At 45.0% G+C, this 1,193-nt stretch carries 1 protein-coding gene and 1 riboswitch; the gene reads right to left on the bottom strand.

Annotated features, from left to right (window positions below):
- Nucleotides 1–68: 68 nt before the first annotated feature.
- A riboswitch (TPP riboswitch) is annotated at nt 69–165 on the bottom strand.
- A gap of 460 nt (nt 166–625) precedes the next feature.
- The coding region (locus PX484_RS10790) for a type I glutamate--ammonia ligase (protein ID WP_502882729.1) at nt 626–1,193 on the bottom strand (568 nt) is incomplete at its 5' end.

Below are 1,193 nucleotides of genomic sequence, written 5' to 3'. Positions count from 1 at the left end.
GTAGTGCATTTGCGATACATTTGCTTGTCCGCGCCGGGGGGCAACCCATTCTTGTCTCATAATTTTATTTCCTCTGTAAACAGCTTCCCTACGCTGGAATTACCCAGTCTCAGGTTCTAAGGGTCTTTCTCAGCCTGATTATCCCAGACACCCCTAGCTATGACGGCAATTGTATCACTGTTGACGACTGAGGAGATCAAGCTTAAGATTGTTGTTTGATTAGGCAGTATTCAGTAGTCACTATTCAGTAGTCACTATTCAGCATTCAGTATTCAGCATTCAGTATTCAGCTTTTACTTATTATCCCATTTCCCCCGCTCCCCACTTCCCGCTCCCCCACTCCCCAATTCATAATTCATAATTCATAATTCATAATTCCCCCACTCCCCAATTCATAATTCATAATTCATAATTCCCCTACTCCCCAATTCATAATTCATAATTCATAATTCCCCCACTCCCCAATTCATAATTTATAATTCATAATTCCCCCACTCCCCAATTCATAATTTATAATTCATAATTCATAATTCCCCTACTCCCCAACCCCCAACTCCTTGCTGATTCCGAAAAAAAAGGGGTAGGCAAAGGCCCACCCTAGGATTAATGATTATTCAATCAAACCTTAGACATCGTAGTAGAGAGAGAACTCGTAGGGGTGGGGACGTAAGCGCATCGGGTTAACTTCGTTATCGAGTTTGTAGGTGATCCAGTTTTGGATAAAGTCTTCGGTAAAAACACCAGAATCGGTCAAGAAAGCGTGATCTTTTTCGAGACTTTCCAGAGCTGCTTCTAGAGAACCGGGGGTAGAGGGTATTTTTGACAATTCTTCGGGGCTGAGTTCGTAGATATCCACATCGAGAGGTTCCCCCGGTTCAATTTGATTTTTAATCCCATCGATACCGGCACAGAGCATGGCGGCAAAAGCGAGGTAGGGGTTAGAAGTGGCATCAGGACAACGGAATTCTAAACGTTTGGCTTTTGGGTTGCTTCCCGATAAAGGAATCCGAATCGAAGCGGAGCGATTACCTTGGGAGTAAGCCAGGTTTACAGGGGCCTCAAAACCGGGGACGAGACGCTTGTAAGAGTTGGTGGTGGGGTTAGTTAAAGCTAAGAGCGCGGGAGCGTGTCTAAGCAAACCACCGATGTAGTACAGTGCCATTTGGCTAAGTCCGGCGTATTTATCCCCAGCG

This window comes from Microcystis sp. M49636_WE2 (assembly GCF_030065375.1).
Taxonomy (GTDB): Bacteria; Cyanobacteriota; Cyanobacteriia; order Cyanobacteriales; family Microcystaceae; genus Microcystis; species Microcystis aeruginosa_C.
The sequence above is the reverse complement of the archived record's forward strand: the minus strand, read 5'-3'. Positions and strand labels throughout refer to the sequence as shown.